Below are 19,130 nucleotides of genomic sequence, written 5' to 3' on the forward strand. Positions count from 1 at the left end.
TGTATATATTCGCAATTTTTATAGTTGCAGCAATTACCTGTATTAGCCAACCCAAGAAAACGACGTTGCGTGATAAAGCCATGGTGAATTATGCCTTTGATTATTTAAGATCACCGGGCAGTCTTCCATTCACCACGGCAGCCACGGAGCTTTCCGCGATTCATGGTCACTCAACGTCGCAATATCGCCTTGGAGAATTTTATCTTCATGGTAGCGACGGTAAACCACTGGATTATACACAGGCGAGATACTGGTATGAGCAATCAGCGGAACAGGAAAATCCACGCGCGCAAAGTAAACTGGGGTGGATCTACCTCAAAGGTCTGGGGGTCAAACCCGACACCCGTAAAGCAATTCTCTGGTATAAGGAAGCAGCTGAACAAGGGTATGCTCATGCTCAATATACTTTAGGTTTGATCTACAGAAATGGCTCAGGTATTAATGTTAACCATTATGAATCTCAAAAATGGTTAAAACTGGCCGCCAAACAACATTACAAAAATGCGGAAAGATTACTTGCCGGGCTTCCCGCACATTAACGTCGACTGTCACCCGAACAGATGGAGTATTTTCCCTATCAAACCAGCAAAGATAAAAATATAGAAAATAATTTTAATGATGCCCAGACAGCCTGGCCCACCATCGTCAACGGGCATTGGCTGCGGTTGCGGCTCCGGTTCAACAGTTTGCTTCTCGGTAAAATTCGCCGCCTGAATTAATAATCGACGAATAATTAATGCTTCCAGTGGACAACGATCTTCCGCATCAAGGCGGCTCACAATCGGCATTAATGATTCTTCTGTCGGTTGGCTAGCCTGCACTAATTGTTTGGCAACTAAATATAATGGCCATAAGGGATGTTCTGTATCACGCGTGAGTGAGATCCGCGGCTTACGTCCTTTGTGCAAAACCATCTCGACCAGTGAACGTCCCAGCGCAGAGAGTTTTTCATCGCTGAGTATTTCGTATAAATGAAAACGCGTACGGGCGCTGTCGCCGGGGACATAAAGTAGCGGTTTTCCCTTATCGTTAACCAGCTCACGCGCTTCAATCATCATCACCACTAATGGGTAATAATCGACCCGATGCTGACGGCACCATTGCAACATTAAAGCATCCGCCTGGGTGGAGGGATACTCGCGCCAGTAGTCACAAAGTTCTGCCAGCAAGCTTTCGCCTTCTCCACAATAGACGCGTTGCGCGTATTCATAATAACGCGCATCTTCATTATCAGGTTCAGCTTCCCGCCACGACCGGGCGTAATCCAGAAGTTCGGGGATATCCAGGCGACCTGCGCTATACCAGCGGAGTAAATTTCTGTGCAGTTTTGCATCATCGGGGATGATCACTGCGCGATGTTGCGCTAAATACAATGTCAGCCATTCTGGATGCGATGACCAAATCCGAGCGAACATTTGGTAAAAATCGATGGTGTCATTTTGCACGGCAACGGGCAGATGCAGAATGGTCTGGAAGTTAAAAACATTCCCCTTCGCAATGGCATATAAAAAGGATTCCAGTTCTTCTTCGTCTATTTCCCCGACGTTTTCCTCCTGCAACCACCGCAATCTTTCTGCTAATAACACCACGCACTCGAAGGATAAATGGGCAGTGTTCATGGCGATTGTGCACAGCGACCAGCGTAATTCATCAATATCTTCCATCGAGCAATAATTTAATTGCTGAATGAATCGCTGCCAGGCGGAGGGCAGAAAACGTTCGCTATCAGAGGCAAGTAACGCGCGAAAGGCGAGCAGAATTTCATGTTCTGCTACCTCATATTCTTCTGGTTGCCAAACAGATTTAGCAGGCGACTGCGCAATCCGGAGCGCCTCCTCATACGCCTGACGAAGTTGTTTAAAACCCTGCGGATCGGTTTCTGGATGAAAGGACGGTAACAGCGCCAGATAAGCGCGGCGGATAATATCGACGTCAGTCGTTTCCTCTATTTCGAGGATCTTCCAGCAATTTTTCATAGGTCGCTCATATCCTTAAGCGTTTCCGGGCATGCAGAATAGTAAGCCAATGGTTGCCAGGACAAGGTAGGGTAATACGCATTATCACTGGCAAATAATTGATAAAACATATCATTGCCGGAATCGTCGTATTCTTTACGCGCTAAGAATTCACGTAATAACTGCAGATTATCATCTTCGGGAGAATGCCAATATTGCCGACCAAAGGTATAACCGGCAAAGTATTGCCGCCAGTTACGATAATAACGTAGAGCCCGTAGATGAATGCGCGACTGGATCCATAGACTTTCTTCTTCGCTCAACCAGTTATTAAGTACGCCCATTCGGCTTAAAAAACCCATCCGGACATAATCCCAGGCTTTAATTCCTCCCTCACCACAGCATTCGGCGGTGCTGGCGACAAATTGCGCATAAGCCTGACCTTGCTCATTTAGTTCAGCAAGATAGTTACGCCATTCACATGGAGAATAACGAAACCAGCGGTGATAAAACCCTGCCAACCGAGCGGCATGACCGTTCTCGATCATTCGGTGAATTGTGCGCAGCAGGTCATCACGGTCATCAATTCCCCATGAGGAAGAAAGGTCAAAAAAGCATGTACCTAAATACATTTTGGGTGATGAATGCGAAGGTAAACAGCATTCATTGCGTATTTCCATCGGAGTGGAAAGTGCAAACAATATTTTTTGCGACTCCATGTCCATATAATTTATCCTTAAATATTCATTAAATGAATATTAGCCGCATTGCGAGGCTCGTTTATTTATACTTTTCTGACGCGACATAATACGCATAAAATAAGGCTTACGCAAAAATGGAACACATAAAAATATAATATGTTTTATCTGCAACCATAAGGAAATGATAATGATTTTCACGTCAAGTTGCTGCGATAATTTATCAATAGATGAGATTATCGAACGTGCTGAAAAAGGCGATTGCGAGGCTCAATATATTGTTGGGTTTTATTATAATCGCGATAGCGCAATTGATTCTCCGGACGACGAAAAAGCCTTTTACTGGCTGAAGCTGGCCGCCGAGCAAGGTCATTGTGAAGCACAATATTCCTTAGGACAAAAGTATACTGAGGATAAAAGCCGTCATAAAGATAATGAGCATGCCATCTTTTGGCTGAAAAAAGCTGCCCTACAAGGCCATACTTTCGCTTCCAACGCCCTTGGCTGGATACTGGATCGTGGAGAAGACCCCAATTATAAAGAAGCGGTTGTCTGGTATCAGATAGCCGCGGAGAGCGGAATGTCTTATGCGCAAAATAATCTTGGGTGGATGTACAGAAATGGCAACGGAGTCGCAAAAGACTATGCGCTGGCATTTTTCTGGTACAAACAAGCTGCATTACAAGGCCATAGTGACGCGCAAAACAATCTGGCCGATCTTTATGAAGACGGAAAAGGCGTTGCTCAAAACGAGACACTCGCCGCATTCTGGTATTTGAAAAGCGCACAGCAGGGTAATCGGCATGCTCAGTTTCAAATTGCATGGGATTATAACGCTGGCGAAGGGGTGGACCAGGACTATAAGCAAGCGATGTACTGGTATCTGAAGGCTGCCGCTCAGGGGAGCGTCGGCGCTTACGTCAACATCGGTTATATGTATAAACACGGACAAGGCGTTGAGAAAGATTATCAGGCTGCCTTTGAATGGTTTACGAAAGCCGCTGAATGCAATGACGCCACTGCTTGGTATAACCTGGCCATTATGTATCACTACGGAGAAGGAAGACCTGTCGATCTCCGACAGGCTCTCGACCTGTATCGTAAAGTTCAGTCATCCGGAACCAGAGATGTCAGTCAAGAAATTCGTGAGATTGAAGATTTACTGTAGAGATAAAAACAAGGGCCGGGGAATTTCATTCGGCCCATATTCTCTTTATTGCTGTGCGAAATCAGACTATTACGGCTCAAACGGGCGTCTCTGGAACTGGTCATGACCACATTTCGGGCATAGCGTCAGCACTTCCGGTGTGTAGATCGGGAGATGGAAGTGACATTTCTCGCAGACCAGATTTCCCAGCCCGACCACTTCTCCGCTGTGATAAACCCCATGATGATTGAGGTCCTGGAAAACTTCGCGCCATTCAAGCTGCGTTTTATCGGTGATGTCTGCCAGCTCCTGCCACAAGCTTTCTTTAATCACCCGCATAAAGACGCTGTCAGATTCTTCTTTCAGGCTCTCTTCATAGCTCATGGCGAACTCTTCCAGGTCACGTCTTACAGCTCGCGTCAGCTCATCGACCTCGGTTCGCGTTAACTCCCCTGTTTTTATTACGCGCTCGCGCGCCTGTTCCACCAGTGCGTCGATATCACGTTCGCCATTGCGCAGGCGTTCGCTCAGTGACGCGACCAGTTCACGGTAATATTGAGCAACCTTGTTCATCGTTTCATCTCCCGGGTCGTTAACTGACTATAATAATAGACGTTCTTTGTTCCTTGCTTTGCTAATACGCCCACAAACTCTGTAAATTAATGTATGAATAATCCGGGCATCATTTCAACGTCGAGTGCGCGAAAGGCTGTTTTGACGCGGACGTTTGGGCTATGCTATGCGGATCTGAAAAACCACCTCAACGCTACATTTGTAGCCGTATTGAAAACAGGACCACTGGCTGCCATGCAAGAGCAATACCGCCCGGAAGAGATAGAATCCAAAGTACAGCTTCATTGGGATGAGAAGCGCACATTTGAAGTAACCGAAGACGAGAGCAAAGAGAAGTATTACTGCCTGTCTATGCTTCCCTATCCTTCTGGTCGACTACACATGGGCCACGTACGTAACTACACCATCGGTGACGTGATCGCCCGCTACCAGCGTATGCTGGGCAAAAACGTCCTGCAGCCGATCGGCTGGGACGCGTTTGGTCTGCCTGCGGAAGGCGCGGCGGTGAAAAACAACACCGCTCCGGCACCGTGGACGTACGACAACATCGCGTATATGAAAAACCAGCTCAAAATGCTGGGCTTTGGTTATGACTGGAGCCGCGAGCTGGCAACCTGTACGCCGGAATACTACCGTTGGGAACAGAAATTCTTCACCGAGCTGTATAAAAAAGGCCTGGTATATAAGAAGACTTCTGCGGTCAACTGGTGCCCGAACGACCAGACCGTACTGGCGAACGAACAAGTTATCGACGGCTGCTGCTGGCGCTGCGATACCAAAGTTGAACGTAAAGAGATCCCGCAGTGGTTTATCAAAATCACTGCTTACGCTGACGAGCTGCTCAACGATCTGGATAAACTGGATCACTGGCCAGACACCGTTAAAACCATGCAGCGTAACTGGATCGGTCGTTCCGAAGGCGTGGAGATCACCTTCAACGTTAACGACTATGACAACACGCTGACCGTTTACACTACCCGCCCGGACACCTTTATGGGTTGTACCTACCTGGCGGTAGCTGCGGGTCATCCGCTGGCGCAGAAAGCGGCGGAAAATAATCCTGAACTGGCGGCCTTTATTGACGAATGCCGTAACACCAAAGTTGCCGAAGCTGAAATGGCGACAATGGAGAAAAAAGGCGTCGATACTGGCTTTAAAGCTGTTCACCCATTAACGGGCGAAGAAATTCCCGTTTGGGCAGCAAACTTCGTATTGATGGAGTACGGCACGGGCGCAGTTATGGCGGTTCCGGGTCACGACCAGCGCGACTACGAGTTTGCCTCTAAATACGGCCTGAACATCAAACCAGTTATCCTGGCTGCTGACGGCTCTGAGCCAGATCTTTCTCAGCAAGCCCTGACTGAAAAAGGCGTGCTGTTCAACTCTGGCGAATTCAACGGTCTTGACCATGAAGCGGCCTTCAACGCCATCGCCGATAAACTGACTGCGATGGGCGTTGGCGAGCGTAAAGTGAACTACCGCCTGCGCGACTGGGGTGTTTCTCGTCAGCGTTACTGGGGCGCGCCGATTCCGATGGTGACGCTGGAAGACGGTACCGTAATGCCGACCCCGGACGACCAGCTGCCGGTGATCCTGCCGGAAGATGTGGTGATGGACGGCATTACCAGCCCGATTAAAGCAGATCCGGAGTGGGCAAAAACTACCGTTAACGGTATGCCAGCGCTGCGTGAAACCGACACTTTCGACACCTTTATGGAGTCCTCCTGGTACTATGCGCGCTACACTTGCCCAGAGTACAAAGAAGGTATGCTGGATTCCGAAGCGGCTAACTACTGGCTGCCGGTGGATATCTACATTGGTGGTATCGAACACGCCATTATGCACCTGCTCTACTTCCGCTTCTTCCACAAACTGATGCGTGATGCAGGCATGGTGAACTCTGACGAACCAGCGAAACAGTTGCTGTGTCAGGGTATGGTGCTGGCAGATGCCTTCTACTATGTTGGCGAAAACGGCGAACGTAACTGGGTTTCCCCGGTTGATGCTATCGTTGAACGTGACGAGAAAGGCCGTATCGTGAAAGCGAAAGATGCGGCAGGCCATGAACTGGTTTATACCGGCATGAGCAAAATGTCCAAGTCGAAGAACAACGGTATCGACCCGCAGGTGATGGTTGAACGTTACGGCGCGGACACCGTTCGTCTGTTTATGATGTTTGCTTCTCCGGCTGATATGACTCTCGAATGGCAGGAATCCGGTGTGGAAGGGGCTAACCGCTTCCTGAAACGTGTCTGGAAACTGGTTTACGAGCACACAGCAAAAGGTGATGTTGCGGCACTGAACGTTGATGCGCTGACTGAAGATCAGAAAGCGCTGCGTCGCGATGTGCATAAAACGATCGCTAAAGTGACCGATGATATCGGCCGTCGTCAGACCTTCAACACCGCAATTGCGGCGATTATGGAGCTGATGAACAAACTGGCGAAAGCACCAACCGATGGCGAGCAGGATCGCGCTCTGATGCAGGAAGCGCTGCTGGCCGTTGTCCGTATGCTTAACCCGTTCACCCCGCACATCTGCTTCACGCTGTGGCAGGAACTGAAAGGCGAAGGCGATATCGACAACGCGCCGTGGCCGGTTGCTGACGAAAAAGCGATGGTGGAAGACTCCACGCTGGTCGTGGTGCAGGTTAACGGTAAAGTCCGTGCCAAAATCACCGTTCCGGTGGACGCAACGGAAGAACAGGTTCGCGAACGTGCTGGCCAGGAACATCTGGTAGCAAAATATCTTGATGGCGTTACTGTGCGTAAAGTGATTTACGTACCAGGTAAACTCCTCAATCTGGTCGTTGGCTAAGCGCGGGAGGAAGCGTGCGATATCTGGCAACATTGTTGTTATCTCTGGCGGTGTTAATCACCGCCGGGTGTGGCTGGCATCTGCGTGATACCACGCAGGTTCCTTCCACTATGAAGGTCATGATCCTGGACTCAGGCGATCCGAACGGGCCATTAAGCCGTGCGGTGCGTAACCAGTTACGTCTGAATGGTGTCGAGTTGCTTGATAAAGAAACCACGCGTAAGGACGTTCCATCCCTGCGTTTGGGTAAAGTGAGCATCGCGAAAGATACCGCATCGGTATTCCGTAACGGTCAAACAGCAGAGTATCAGATGATCATGACGGTGAATGCGACCGTGTTGATCCCCGGCCGTGATATCTACCCGATTAGTGCCAAAGTCTTCCGTTCGTTCTTTGATAACCCGCAAATGGCGTTAGCGAAAGATAACGAACAAGACATGATCGTAAAAGAGATGTACGACCGTGCTGCCGAACAGCTGATTCGTAAGCTGCCAAGCATCCGTGCTGCGGATATTCGTTCCGACGAAGAACAGACGTCGACCACAACGGATACTCCGGCAACGCCTGCACGCGTCTCCACCACGCTGGGTAACTGATGATTCGGTTGTACCCGGAACAACTCCGCGCGCAGCTCAATGAAGGGCTGCGCGCGGCGTATCTTTTACTTGGTAACGATCCTCTGTTATTGCAGGAAAGCCAGGACGCTGTTCGTCAGGTAGCTGCGGCACAAGGATTCGAAGAACACCACACTTTTTCCATTGATCCCAACACTGACTGGAATGCGATCTTTTCGTTATGCCAGGCTATGAGTCTGTTTGCCAGTCGACAAACGCTATTGCTGTTGTTACCAGAAAACGGACCGAATGCGGCGATCAATGAACAACTTCTCACACTCACCGGACTTCTGCATGACGACCTGCTGTTGATCGTCCGCGGTAATAAATTAAGCAAAGCGCAAGAAAATGCCGCCTGGTTTACTGCGCTTGCGAATCGCAGCGTGCAGGTGACCTGTCAGACACCGGAGCAGGCTCAGCTTCCCCGCTGGGTTGCTGCGCGCGCAAAACAGCTCAACTTAGAACTGGATGACGCTGCAAATCAGGTGCTCTGCTACTGTTATGAAGGTAACCTGCTGGCGCTGGCTCAGGCACTGGAGCGTTTATCGCTGCTCTGGCCAGACGGCAAATTGACATTACCGCGCGTTGAACAGGCGGTGAATGATGCCGCGCATTTCACCCCTTTTCATTGGGTTGATGCTTTGTTGATGGGAAAAAGTAAGCGCGCGTTGCATATTCTTCAGCAACTGCGTCTGGAAGGCAGCGAGCCGGTTATTTTGTTGCGCACATTACAACGTGAACTGTTGTTACTGGTTAACCTGAAACGCCAGTCTGCCCATACGCCACTGCGTGCGTTGTTTGATAAGCATCGGGTATGGCAGAACCGCCGGGGCATGATGGGCGAGGCGTTAAATCGCTTAAGCCAGCCGCAGTTACGTCAGGCCGTGCAACTCCTGACACGAACGGAACTCACCCTCAAACAAGATTACGGTCAGTCAGTGTGGGCAGAGCTGGAAGGGTTATCTCTTCTGTTGTGCCATAAACCCCTGGCGGACGTATTTATCGACGGTTGATATGAAATCTTTACAGGCTCTGTTTGGCGGCACCTTTGATCCGGTGCACTATGGTCATCTTAAACCCGTGGAAACGCTGGCGAATTTGATTGGTCTGACGCGGGTCACAATCATCCCTAATAATGTTCCTCCGCATCGTCCCCAGCCGGAAGCGAACAGCGTGCAGCGTAAACACATGCTTGAACTGGCGATTGCCGACAAGCCATTATTTACTCTTGATGAACGCGAGCTAAAGCGCAATGCCCCCTCTTACACTGCGCAAACACTGAAAGAGTGGCGGCAGGAACAAGGGTCGGACGTGCCGCTGGCGTTTATTATTGGTCAGGATTCATTGCTGACCTTTCCGACCTGGTACGAATACGAAACGATACTCGACAATGCACATTTGATCGTCTGTCGGCGTCCAGGTTACCCACTTGAAATGGCGCAACCGCAATACCAGCAATGGCTGGAAGATCATTTGACACATAACCCGGAAGATCTTCACCTTCAGCCTGCCGGTAAAATTTATCTGGCTGAAACGCCGTGGTTTAACATCTCGGCGACCATCATCCGCGAACGTTTGCAAAACGGTGAATCGTGTGAGGATTTATTGCCGGAACCGGTACTGACTTACATTAACCAACAAGGCTTGTATCGCTGATACCTGTCGTTACGGAGGGCATGATGCGACTGTGGTTAATTCGTCATGGCGAAACGCAAGCGAATGTCGATGGTCTGTACAGCGGTCATGCGCCCACACCCCTGACCGCACGCGGTATTGAGCAAGCGCAAAATCTGCATACGCTGCTACATGGTGTTTCCTTTGATCTGGTTTTATGCAGTGAACTGGAACGGGCACAGCATACCGCGCGACTGGTTCTCAGTGACCGCCAGCTCCCCGTGCAAATCATCCCTGAACTCAACGAAATGTTTTTTGGCGACTGGGAGATGCGACATCATCGCGACCTCATGCAAGAAGATGCCGAAAACTATAGCGCGTGGTGCAATGACTGGCAGCATGCAATCCCCACGAACGGTGAAGGATTTCAGGCATTTTCGCAACGTGTGGAACGCTTTATCGCAAGGCTTAGTGAATTTCAGCACTATCAGAATATTTTAGTCGTCAGCCATCAGGGTGTACTGAGTCTGTTAATCGCCCGTTTAATTCGCATGCCTGCCGAGGCTATGTGGCATTTTCGCGTTGACCAGGGGTGTTGGAGCACCATTGATATCAACCAAAAATTCGCGACGCTACGCGTCCTCAATAGCCGTGCCATCGGGGTCGAGAATGCATGACTTTTCTGTTTTTTTACGGGTAAGCCGCAACGACCATTGACAGACCCGGGCAGGCTGATATTCTCCGCAGCCAGACTTTTTTCGCCAGACACGACTTTGTAGAAATTGTTTTACAAAAATGGCGATGCAATCTGCGGCGCGGGGTGGGATGATAGCCCACTTTCGAAAGCCGATTCGGCGACAATTGTCCCGAAATCGCCTCTGGTTCAGGTATACTGACAGACCATTTTTATCTATTTGATTCACCCAGGGGGAAAACTTGCAGGGTAAAGCACTCCAGGATTTTGTTATCGACAAAATTGATGACCTCAAAGGTCAGGACATCATCGCCTTAGACGTTCAAGGCAAATCCAGCATCACCGACTGCATGATCATCTGTACGGGTACGTCCAGCCGTCATGTTATGTCCATTGCTGACCACGTTGTGCAGGAGTCTCGCGCAGCGGGCCTGTTACCGCTCGGCGTAGAAGGTGAAAACAGCGCCGACTGGATTGTCGTGGATTTGGGCGATGTGATTGTCCATATCATGCAGGAAGAGAGCCGTCGCCTGTATGAACTGGAAAAACTCTGGAGTTAATGCGTGAAGCTGCAACTTGTCGCCGTGGGAACGAAAATGCCGGACTGGGTACAAACCGGTTTTACCGAGTACCTGCGTCGTTTTCCGAAAGATATGCCCTTCGAGCTGATTGAAATTCCGGCCGGAAAACGCGGCAAGAATGCGGACATCAAGCGCATACTCGACAAAGAGGGTGAGCAGATGTTGGCGGCCGCAGGCAAAAACCGCATTGTCACCCTCGATATTCCAGGCAAGCCCTGGGATACGCCGCAGTTAGCCGCTGAGCTGGAACGCTGGAAGCTGGATGGTCGCGACGTCAGTCTACTGATTGGCGGGCCTGAAGGGTTGTCGCCTGCCTGTAAAGCGGCGGCGGAGCAGAGCTGGTCGCTGTCGACGCTTACCCTCCCCCATCCGCTGGTTCGCGTGCTGGTCGCAGAGAGTCTGTACCGGGCGTGGAGCATCACCACCAACCATCCTTATCACCGTGAGTGATAAGGGAGCTTTGAGTAGAAAACGCAGCGGATGAAACTACAGAACTCTTTTCGCGACTATACGGCAGAGTCCGCGCTGTTTGTGCGCCGGGCGCTGGTCGCCTTTTTGGGGATTTTGCTGCTGACCGGCGTGCTTATCGCCAACCTGTATAATCTGCAAATTGTTCGCTTTACCGACTACCAGACTCGCTCTAATGAAAACCGCATTAAGCTGGTGCCTATCGCGCCCAGCCGCGGCATTATCTACGACCGTAATGGTATCCCTCTGGCCCTCAACCGCACTATCTACCAGATAGAAATGATGCCAGAGAAAGTCGATAACGTGCAGCAAACGCTGGACGCTTTGCGCAGCGTGGTTGATCTGACCGATGACGATATTGCTGCATTCCGAAAAGAGCGCGCACGTTCACACCGTTTCACCTCTATTCCGGTGAAAACTAACCTGACCGAAGTACAAGTAGCTCGCTTTGCCGTCAATCAGTACCGTTTTCCGGGTGTCGAAGTTAAAGGCTATAAACGTCGTTACTATCCTTACGGTTCGGCGTTGACCCACGTCATCGGCTATGTGTCGAAAATCAACGATAAAGACGTCGAACGCCTGAATAATGACGGCAAACTGGCCAACTATGCGGCAACGCATGATATCGGTAAGCTGGGCATTGAGCGTTACTATGAAGACGTGCTGCACGGTCAGACCGGTTATGAAGAGGTTGAAGTTAACAACCGTGGGCGTGTTATCCGCCAGTTAAAAGAAGTACCACCGCAAGCCGGACACGATATTTACCTGACGCTGGATCTCAAACTCCAGCAATATATTGAAACGCTGCTGGCGGGTAGCCGCGCAGCTGTGGTTGTCACCGATCCGCGTACAGGTGGGGTGCTGGCGCTGGTTTCCACGCCTAGTTATGACCCAAACCTGTTTGTTGACGGTATCTCCAGCAAAGATTATTCCGCCTTGTTGAACGACCCGAATACACCGCTGGTGAACCGCGCCACACAGGGGGTTTATCCTCCCGCGTCTACAGTTAAACCCTATGTGGCGGTTTCGGCATTGAGCGCCGGGGTGATCACGCGCAATACGACGCTGTTTGACCCAGGCTGGTGGCAACTGCCAGGTTCGGAAAAACGTTATCGTGACTGGAAAAAATGGGGCCACGGGCGTCTGAATGTCACAAGATCGCTGGAAGAATCTGCGGATACCTTCTTCTATCAGGTGGCCTACGATATGGGGATCGATCGCCTCTCCGAATGGATGGGTAAATTCGGTTATGGTCATTACACCGGTATCGACCTGGCGGAAGAACGTTCCGGCAACATGCCTACCCGCGAATGGAAACAGAAACGCTTTAAAAAACCGTGGTATCAGGGTGACACCATTCCGGTTGGTATCGGTCAGGGTTACTGGACAGCGACCCCAATCCAGATGAGTAAGGCACTGATGATCCTGATTAATGACGGTATCGTGAAGGTTCCTCATTTGCTGATGAGCACCGCCGAAGACGGCAAACAGGTGCCATGGGTACAGCCGCATGAACCGCCCGTCGGCGATATTCATTCCGGTTACTGGGAGCTGGCGAAAGACGGTATGTACGGTGTTGCTAACCGCCCTAACGGTACGGCGCATAAATACTTTGCCAGCGCACCGTACAAAATTGCGGCGAAATCCGGTACCGCTCAGGTCTTCGGTCTGAAAGCGAACGAAACCTATAATGCGCACAAAATTGCCGAGCGTTTACGTGACCACAAACTGATGACCGCCTTTGCGCCATACAACAATCCGCAAGTGGCTGTCGCCATGATTCTGGAGAACGGTGGTGCGGGTCCGGCGGTTGGGACACTGATGCGCCAGATCCTCGACCACATTATGCTGGGTGATAACAACACCGATCTGCCTGCGGAAAATCCAGCGGTTGCCGCAGCGGAGGACCATTAATCATGACGGATAATCCGAATAAAAAAACATTCTGGGATAAAGTCCATCTCGATCCCACAATGCTGCTGATCTTACTGGCATTGCTGGTTTACAGCGCCCTGGTTATCTGGAGCGCCAGCGGTCAGGATATTGGCATGATGGAGCGTAAAATCGGCCAAATCGCGATGGGTCTGGTCATCATGGTGGTGATGGCGCAAATTCCTCCACGCGTTTATGAAGGCTGGGCCCCCTATCTCTATATCATCTGTATTATTTTGCTGGTGGCGGTAGATGCTTTCGGTGCCATCTCTAAAGGCGCTCAACGCTGGCTGGACCTCGGTATTGTTCGTTTTCAGCCGTCGGAAATTGCCAAAATAGCCGTACCACTGATGGTTGCGCGCTTTATCAACCGCGACGTTTGCCCGCCATCGTTGAAGAACACTGGCATCGCGCTGGTGCTGATATTTATGCCCACGCTGCTGGTGGCTGCACAGCCTGACCTGGGAACATCAATCCTCGTTGCGCTTTCCGGTCTGTTTGTACTGTTCCTCTCTGGCCTTAGCTGGCGTCTGATTGGCGTCGCAGTAGTGCTGGTGGCGGCGTTCATTCCTATTCTGTGGTTCTTCCTGATGCATGATTACCAGCGCCAGCGCGTAATGATGCTCCTGGACCCGGAATCAGACCCACTCGGCGCGGGCTATCACATTATTCAGTCTAAAATTGCTATTGGCTCCGGCGGATTACGCGGCAAAGGCTGGCTGCATGGCACTCAGTCACAACTTGAATTTCTACCCGAACGCCATACCGACTTTATCTTCGCGGTACTGGCGGAAGAGCTGGGATTAGTGGGCATTCTGATTCTGCTCGCTCTCTACATTCTGCTGATCATGCGCGGGCTGTGGATAGCCGCCAGAGCGCAAACCACCTTTGGTCGCGTCATGGCTGGCGGCTTAATGCTGATATTATTCGTTTATGTCTTCGTAAATATTGGTATGGTAAGCGGTATTCTGCCGGTTGTAGGGGTTCCGCTCCCACTGGTCAGTTATGGAGGATCAGCGCTAATTGTGCTGATGGCTGGGTTCGGGATTGTAATGTCAATCCACACCCACAGGAAAATGTTGTCGAAAAGCGTGTAAGAGGTGCGCAATGCGTAAGCAGTGGCTCGGGATCTGCATCGCGGCAGGAATGCTCGCGGCATGTACAAGCGATGATGGTCAGCAACAGACGGTAAGTGTACCGCAGCCTGCGGTATGTAACGGCCCCATAGTTGAAATTAGCGGGGCGGACCCGCGTTTCGAACCACTGAACGCGACGGCAAATCAGGATTACCAGCGCGACGGTAAAAGCTACAAAATCGTGCAGGATCCGTCTCGATTTAGCCAAGCGGGACTGGCGGCAATCTATGATGCCGAACCAGGCAGTAACCTGACGGCCTCTGGCGAAGCTTTCGATCCGACACAGTTGACGGCGGCCCATCCAACGCTTCCGATCCCCAGCTACGCCAGAATCACTAACCTGGCTAACGGGCGAATGATCGTGGTGCGCATTAATGATCGCGGCCCCTACGGCAACGACCGCGTAATTTCGCTTTCTCGCGCAGCAGCTGACCGTCTTAACACGTCAAACAACACCAAAGTTCGTATCGATCCGATTATTGTCGCCCAGGATGGTTCGCTTTCTGGTCCTGGTATGGCTTGTACCACAGTCGCCAAACAGACTTACGCCCTGCCTGCACCTCCCGATTTAAGCGGTGGCGCGGGGGCAAGTTCAGTGTCTGGCCCGCAGGGTGACATTCTTCCGGTCAGTAACTCGACGCTAAAAAGCGAAGATCCGACCGGCGCGCCGGTAACCAGTAGCGGTTTCCTCGGCGCTCCAACGACCTTAGCGCCTGGTGTACTGGAAAGCAGCGAACCGACACCTGCACCACAGCCCGTTGTTACAGCTCCGTCGACAACGCCTGCAACCTCGCCTGCAATGGTGACACCGCAAGCCGCCTCGCAAAGCGCCAGCGGCAACTTTATGGTGCAAGTCGGGGCCGTTAGCGATCAGGCTCGTGCGCAACAGTACCAACAGCAACTGGGACAGAAGTTCGGCGTCCCCGGTCGCGTAACTCAAAATGGCGCGGTCTGGCGTATCCAGCTTGGCCCATTCGCCAGTAAAGCCGAAGCCAGTACCTTGCAGCAACGTTTGCAAACCGAAGCCCAATTACAGTCATTTATTACCACCGCGCAGTAGCGTAAAGCAGGCATCTGATGTGTCAATTTCTGTAAATGACGTTAACAAAGTCACGCGGAAAGTCAGATGCCTGCCGGTAGTGCATTTGCTATAGTAGGGCACTTTTTTTAATTCCATCACGGATGTCGTAGTTCAGACCATGAATACCATTTTTTCCGCTCGTATCATGAAGCGCCTGGCGCTCACCACGGCTCTTTGCACAGCCTTTATCTCTGCTGCACATGCCGATGACCTGAATATCAAAACTATGATCCCGGGTGTACCGCAGATCGATGCGGAGTCCTACATCCTGATTGACTATAACTCCGGCAAAGTGCTCGCCGAACAGAACGCAGATGTCCGCCGCGATCCTGCCAGCCTGACCAAAATGATGACCAGTTACGTTATCGGCCAGGCAATGAAAGCCGGTAAATTTAAAGAAACTGATTTAGTCACTATCGGCAACGACGCATGGGCCACCGGTAACCCGGTGTTTAAAGGTTCTTCGCTGATGTTCCTCAAACCGGGCATGCAGGTTCCGGTTTCTCAGCTGATCCGCGGTATTAACCTGCAATCGGGTAACGATGCTTGCGTCGCCATGGCCGATTTTGCCGCTGGTAGCCAGGACGCTTTTGTTGGCTTGATGAACAGCTACGTTAACGCCCTGGGCCTGAAAAACACCCACTTCCAGACGGTACATGGTCTGGATGCTGATGGTCAGTACAGCTCCGCGCGAGATATGGCGCTGATCGGCCAGGCATTGATCCGTGACGTACCGAATGAATACTCGATCTATAAAGAAAAAGAATTTACGTTTAACGGTATTCGCCAGCTGAACCGTAACGGCCTGTTATGGGATAACAGCCTGAATGTCGACGGCATCAAAACCGGACACACTGACAAAGCAGGTTACAACCTTGTTGCTTCTGCGACTGAAGGCCAGATGCGCTTGATTTCTGCGGTGATGGGCGGACGTACTTTTAAAGGCCGTGAAGCCGAAAGTAAAAAACTGCTAACCTGGGGCTTCCGTTTCTTCGAAACCGTTAACCCACTGAAAGTAGGTAAAGAGTTCGCCTCTGAACCGGTTTGGTTTGGTGATTCTGATCGCGCTTCGTTAGGGGTTGATAAAGACGTGTACCTGACCATTCCACGTGGTCGCATGAAAGATCTGAAAGCCAGCTATGTGCTGAACAGCAGTGAATTGCATGCGCCGCTGCAAAAGAATCAGGTCGTCGGAACTATCAACTTCCAGCTTGATGGCAAAACGATCGAGCAACGCCCGCTGGTTGTGTTGCAAGAAATCCCGGAAGGTAACTTCTTCGGCAAAATCATTGATTACATTAAATTAATGTTCCATCACTGGTTTGGTTAAAAATTGAACACTTGAAAGTGTAATTTCCGTCCCCATATACTAAGCATCAGTAAAAAAACTCCCGCCTTCTGGCGGGAGTTGCTATTTAATTACGTTACGCCGGAGCTGACATGAAAACCAAACTTAACGAACTGCTTGAATTCCCTACTCCTTTTACTTACAAAGTTATGGGGCAGGCGTTACCTGAGCTGGTTGATCAGGTGGTTGAAGTGGTACAGCGCCATGCGCCAGGTGACTACACCCCAACGGTAAAACCAAGCAGCAAAGGCAACTACCACTCGGTATCTATCACTATCAACGCCACTCATATCGAGCAGGTTGAAACACTGTATGAAGAACTGGGCAAAATCGATATTGTCCGCATGGTTCTGTAACTCGCTTCTCCGTTACCCGGCTCCTGGTCGGGTAACTCCCCTCTCCTCGCTGTGATATACTTTTCCCCCACTTTTACTCATTCTCCACGGAGATGCCGTTTTGTATCAGGATAAAATTCTTGTCCGCCAGCTCGGTCTTCAGCCTTACGAGCCAATCTCCCAGGCTATGCATGAATTCACCGATACCCGCGATGATAGTACCCTTGATGAAATCTGGCTGGTCGAGCACTATCCGGTATTCACCCAAGGTCAGGCAGGAAAAGCGGAGCACATTTTAATGCCGGGTGATATTCCGGTGATCCAGAGCGATCGCGGTGGGCAGGTGACTTATCACGGGCCGGGACAACAGGTGATGTATGTGTTGCTTAACCTGAAACGCCGTAAACTCGGTGTGCGTGAACTGGTGACCTTGCTTGAGCAAACAGTGGTGAATACCCTGGCTGAACTGGGTATAGAAGCGCATCCTCGGGCTGACGCGCCTGGTGTCTATGTCGGGGAAAAGAAAATTTGCTCACTGGGTTTACGAATTCGACGCGGTTGTTCATTCCACGGTCTGGCATTAAACGTCAATATGGATCTTTCACCATTTTTACGTATTAATCCTTGTGGGTATGCCGGAATGGAAATGGCTAAAATATCACAATGGAAACCCGAAGCGACGACTAATAATATTGCTCCACGTTTACTGGAAAATATTTTAGCGCTACTAAACAATCCGGACTTCGAATATATTACCGCTTAATTCCATACCTCAATGGCCCAATTTACACTGGGTCATTACTCATAATACCTGCTAATGCTTTACATCTCCTTCGCGTTTGTATATTTTCTTTATCACTTGCAGAAATGCGGTGCCACGCCTTGCTCCGTAACTCACCCCATTGATTAACCTATTGAAATAGTTGATTATGGTGAGCAAAAGCGTTCCGTTCCAATTAGACATAAGATTATTGTAATTTTTTAAATATTATTTTTCCATGAATAAAATTGGAGTAAGTGCGTGGATAGTAATAATCAAATTGAACCCTGTTTAAGCAGAAAGTCGTCAGAAGGTAAACCACAAATATTTACAACCTTACGAAATATTGATCTTAACCTTCTGACTATTTTTGAAGCTGTATATGTACATAAAGGGATCGTTAATGCAGCGAAAGTGCTTAATCTGACCCCCTCGGCAATCAGTCAGTCTATTCAGAAACTGCGCGTTATATTCCCTGACCCATTGTTTATTCGCAAAGGCCAGGGTGTCACTCCTACCGCATTTGCGATGCATCTACATGAGTATATCAGTCAGGGCCTTGAGTCCATTCTTGGCGCGCTGGATATCGAAGGAAGCTATGATAAGCAACGAACGATAACTATTGCGACCACTCCCTCGGTCGGAGCCCTGGTCCTTCCTGTCATCTATCGGGCGATTAAAACTCACTATCCGCAGCTTTTACTGCGCAACCCGCCCATCAGCGACGCGGAAAACCAACTCAGTCAGTTTCAAACCGATCTCATCATCGATAACATGTTTTGCACCAATCGTACGGTGCAACATCATGTTCTGTTCACCGACAATATGGTGTTAATTTGCCGCGAGGGAAATCCACTACTCTCTTTAGAAGATGACAGAGAGACTATCGACAACGCTGCGCATGTACTTCTGTTACCGGAAGAGCAAAATTTCAGCGGTCTGCGGCAGAGAGTTCAAGAAATGTTTCCGGACCGGCAAATCAATTTCACCAGCTACAACATTTTGACAATCGCTGCACTGGTTGCCAACAGTGACATGTTAGCGATTATTCCCAGCCGTTTTTATAACCTGTTTAGCCGCTGCTGGCCGCTGGAAAAACTGCCTTTTCCGTCCTTAAATGAGGAGCAAATAGATTTCTCTATCCACTACAACAAATTCAGCCTGCGTGATCCCATCCTGCACGGAGTAATAGATGTTATCCGTAATGCATTTTGAAAAAGTATTGTTACAGCCAGATCACAGCGCAGAACGATAAAATGGCACAATCCAACAACAATTTTACATTTTCGCGACCGCTTTGGCTGCTTTCAGGTCCGTTTCAATGATATACTGCCAGTCGTTAATTCAAAAATAGTTGATAATTACAACAATCTATTG

At 50.1% G+C, this 19,130-nt stretch carries 19 protein-coding genes; 16 read left to right on the forward strand and 3 right to left on the reverse strand.

Annotation, left to right across the window (positions count from 1 at the left end; translation table 11 throughout):
- Positions 1–539: tetratricopeptide repeat protein (locus E0D98_RS12840; RefSeq protein WP_106422726.1), on the forward strand; the 539-nt coding region annotated here is incomplete at its 5' end.
- A gap of 9 nt (positions 540–548) precedes the next feature.
- Here E0D98_RS12840 and E0D98_RS12845 read toward each other — a convergent pair.
- Both E0D98_RS12845 and E0D98_RS12850 read right to left on the reverse strand, forming a co-directional pair.
- A complete protein-coding gene (locus tag E0D98_RS12845; RefSeq protein ID WP_131890677.1) occupies positions 549–1,976 on the reverse strand; it encodes a J domain-containing protein in 1,428 nt (475 codons plus the stop codon).
- On the reverse strand, positions 1,973–2,680 hold the full coding sequence (locus E0D98_RS12850) for a DUF1266 domain-containing protein (protein WP_000367029.1): 708 nt from the start codon (positions 2,678–2,680) through the stop codon (positions 1,973–1,975). Before E0D98_RS12850 ends, E0D98_RS12845 begins: the two co-directional genes overlap by 4 nt.
- A gap of 163 nt (positions 2,681–2,843) precedes the next feature.
- Between E0D98_RS12850 and ybeQ the strand changes: the two genes are divergently transcribed.
- Positions 2,844–3,821, forward strand: coding sequence for a Sel1 family TPR-like repeat protein YbeQ (gene ybeQ / locus E0D98_RS12855; protein WP_000578162.1), 978 nt, complete (start codon positions 2,844–2,846; stop codon positions 3,819–3,821).
- A 69-nt stretch (positions 3,822–3,890) separates the two neighbouring features.
- Here ybeQ and E0D98_RS12860 read toward each other — a convergent pair whose 3' ends face one another.
- Complete coding sequence (locus tag E0D98_RS12860; protein ID WP_001044880.1) at positions 3,891–4,373, reverse strand: zinc ribbon-containing protein; 483 nt, start codon at positions 4,371–4,373, stop codon at positions 3,891–3,893.
- Positions 4,374–4,607: 234 nt separating this feature from the next.
- Between E0D98_RS12860 and leuS the strand changes: the two genes are divergently transcribed.
- The 14 genes from leuS to E0D98_RS12930 all read left to right on the forward strand — a co-directional run bounded on the left by leuS (position 4,608) and on the right by E0D98_RS12930 (position 18,968).
- Positions 4,608–7,190 carry a leucine--tRNA ligase gene (gene leuS, locus E0D98_RS12865; protein WP_001157890.1) on the forward strand — a complete coding sequence of 861 codons (2,583 nt, stop codon included), beginning with the start codon at positions 4,608–4,610 and terminating at the stop codon, positions 7,188–7,190.
- Between the two features lie 14 nt (positions 7,191–7,204).
- Complete coding sequence (gene lptE / locus E0D98_RS12870; RefSeq protein WP_001269673.1) at positions 7,205–7,786, forward strand: LPS assembly lipoprotein LptE; 582 nt, start codon at positions 7,205–7,207, stop codon at positions 7,784–7,786.
- A complete protein-coding gene (holA, locus tag E0D98_RS12875) occupies positions 7,786–8,817 on the forward strand; it encodes a DNA polymerase III subunit delta (RefSeq protein ID WP_000620532.1) in 1,032 nt (343 codons plus the stop codon). Before lptE ends, holA begins: the two co-directional genes overlap by 1 nt.
- A 1-nt stretch (position 8,818) precedes the next feature.
- Positions 8,819–9,460 carry a nicotinate-nucleotide adenylyltransferase gene (nadD, locus tag E0D98_RS12880; RefSeq protein ID WP_047089376.1) on the forward strand — a complete coding sequence of 214 codons (642 nt, stop codon included), beginning with the start codon at positions 8,819–8,821 and terminating at the stop codon, positions 9,458–9,460.
- Positions 9,461–9,483: 23 nt separating this feature from the next.
- Positions 9,484–10,095 (forward strand): adenosylcobalamin/alpha-ribazole phosphatase, encoded by a 612-nt coding sequence (locus E0D98_RS12885; protein ID WP_050877085.1) that lies wholly within the window; start codon positions 9,484–9,486, stop codon positions 10,093–10,095.
- Positions 10,096–10,354: 259 nt separating this feature from the next.
- Entirely contained in the window at positions 10,355–10,672 is a 318-nt protein-coding gene (gene rsfS, locus E0D98_RS12890; RefSeq protein ID WP_050877086.1) for a ribosome silencing factor, read from the forward strand.
- Between the two features lie 3 nt (positions 10,673–10,675).
- Entirely contained in the window at positions 10,676–11,143 is a 468-nt protein-coding gene (gene rlmH / locus E0D98_RS12895) for a 23S rRNA (pseudouridine(1915)-N(3))-methyltransferase RlmH (protein ID WP_000776105.1), read from the forward strand.
- Positions 11,144–11,173: 30 nt separating this feature from the next.
- Positions 11,174–13,075: a peptidoglycan DD-transpeptidase MrdA gene (gene mrdA / locus E0D98_RS12900; protein WP_000776191.1), complete on the forward strand. Its 1,902-nt coding sequence runs from the start codon at positions 11,174–11,176 to the stop codon at positions 13,073–13,075.
- Positions 13,076–13,077: 2 nt separating this feature from the next.
- A complete protein-coding gene (gene mrdB / locus E0D98_RS12905) occupies positions 13,078–14,190 on the forward strand; it encodes a peptidoglycan glycosyltransferase MrdB (protein ID WP_000131719.1) in 1,113 nt (370 codons plus the stop codon).
- Between the two features lie 10 nt (positions 14,191–14,200).
- Positions 14,201–15,289 carry an endolytic peptidoglycan transglycosylase RlpA gene (rlpA, locus tag E0D98_RS12910; protein ID WP_001231415.1) on the forward strand — a complete coding sequence of 363 codons (1,089 nt, stop codon included), beginning with the start codon at positions 14,201–14,203 and terminating at the stop codon, positions 15,287–15,289.
- Positions 15,290–15,428: 139 nt separating this feature from the next.
- On the forward strand, positions 15,429–16,640 hold the full coding sequence (gene dacA / locus E0D98_RS12915; protein WP_001092082.1) for a D-alanyl-D-alanine carboxypeptidase DacA: 1,212 nt from the start codon (positions 15,429–15,431) through the stop codon (positions 16,638–16,640).
- Between the two features lie 110 nt (positions 16,641–16,750).
- A complete protein-coding gene (ybeD, locus tag E0D98_RS12920; RefSeq protein WP_000850550.1) occupies positions 16,751–17,014 on the forward strand; it encodes a DUF493 family protein YbeD in 264 nt (87 codons plus the stop codon).
- A 100-nt stretch (positions 17,015–17,114) separates the two neighbouring features.
- Positions 17,115–17,756, forward strand: coding sequence for a lipoyl(octanoyl) transferase LipB (gene lipB / locus E0D98_RS12925; protein ID WP_000284027.1), 642 nt, complete (start codon positions 17,115–17,117; stop codon positions 17,754–17,756).
- A 258-nt stretch (positions 17,757–18,014) separates the two neighbouring features.
- Positions 18,015–18,968 (forward strand): YbeF family transcriptional regulator, encoded by a 954-nt coding sequence (locus tag E0D98_RS12930; protein ID WP_000378026.1) that lies wholly within the window; start codon positions 18,015–18,017, stop codon positions 18,966–18,968.
- The last annotated feature ends 162 nt before the right edge of the window (positions 18,969–19,130 follow it).

The organism is Escherichia sp. KCJ4928 (assembly GCF_004352695.1).
Taxonomy (GTDB): domain Bacteria; phylum Pseudomonadota; class Gammaproteobacteria; order Enterobacterales; family Enterobacteriaceae; genus ECMA0423.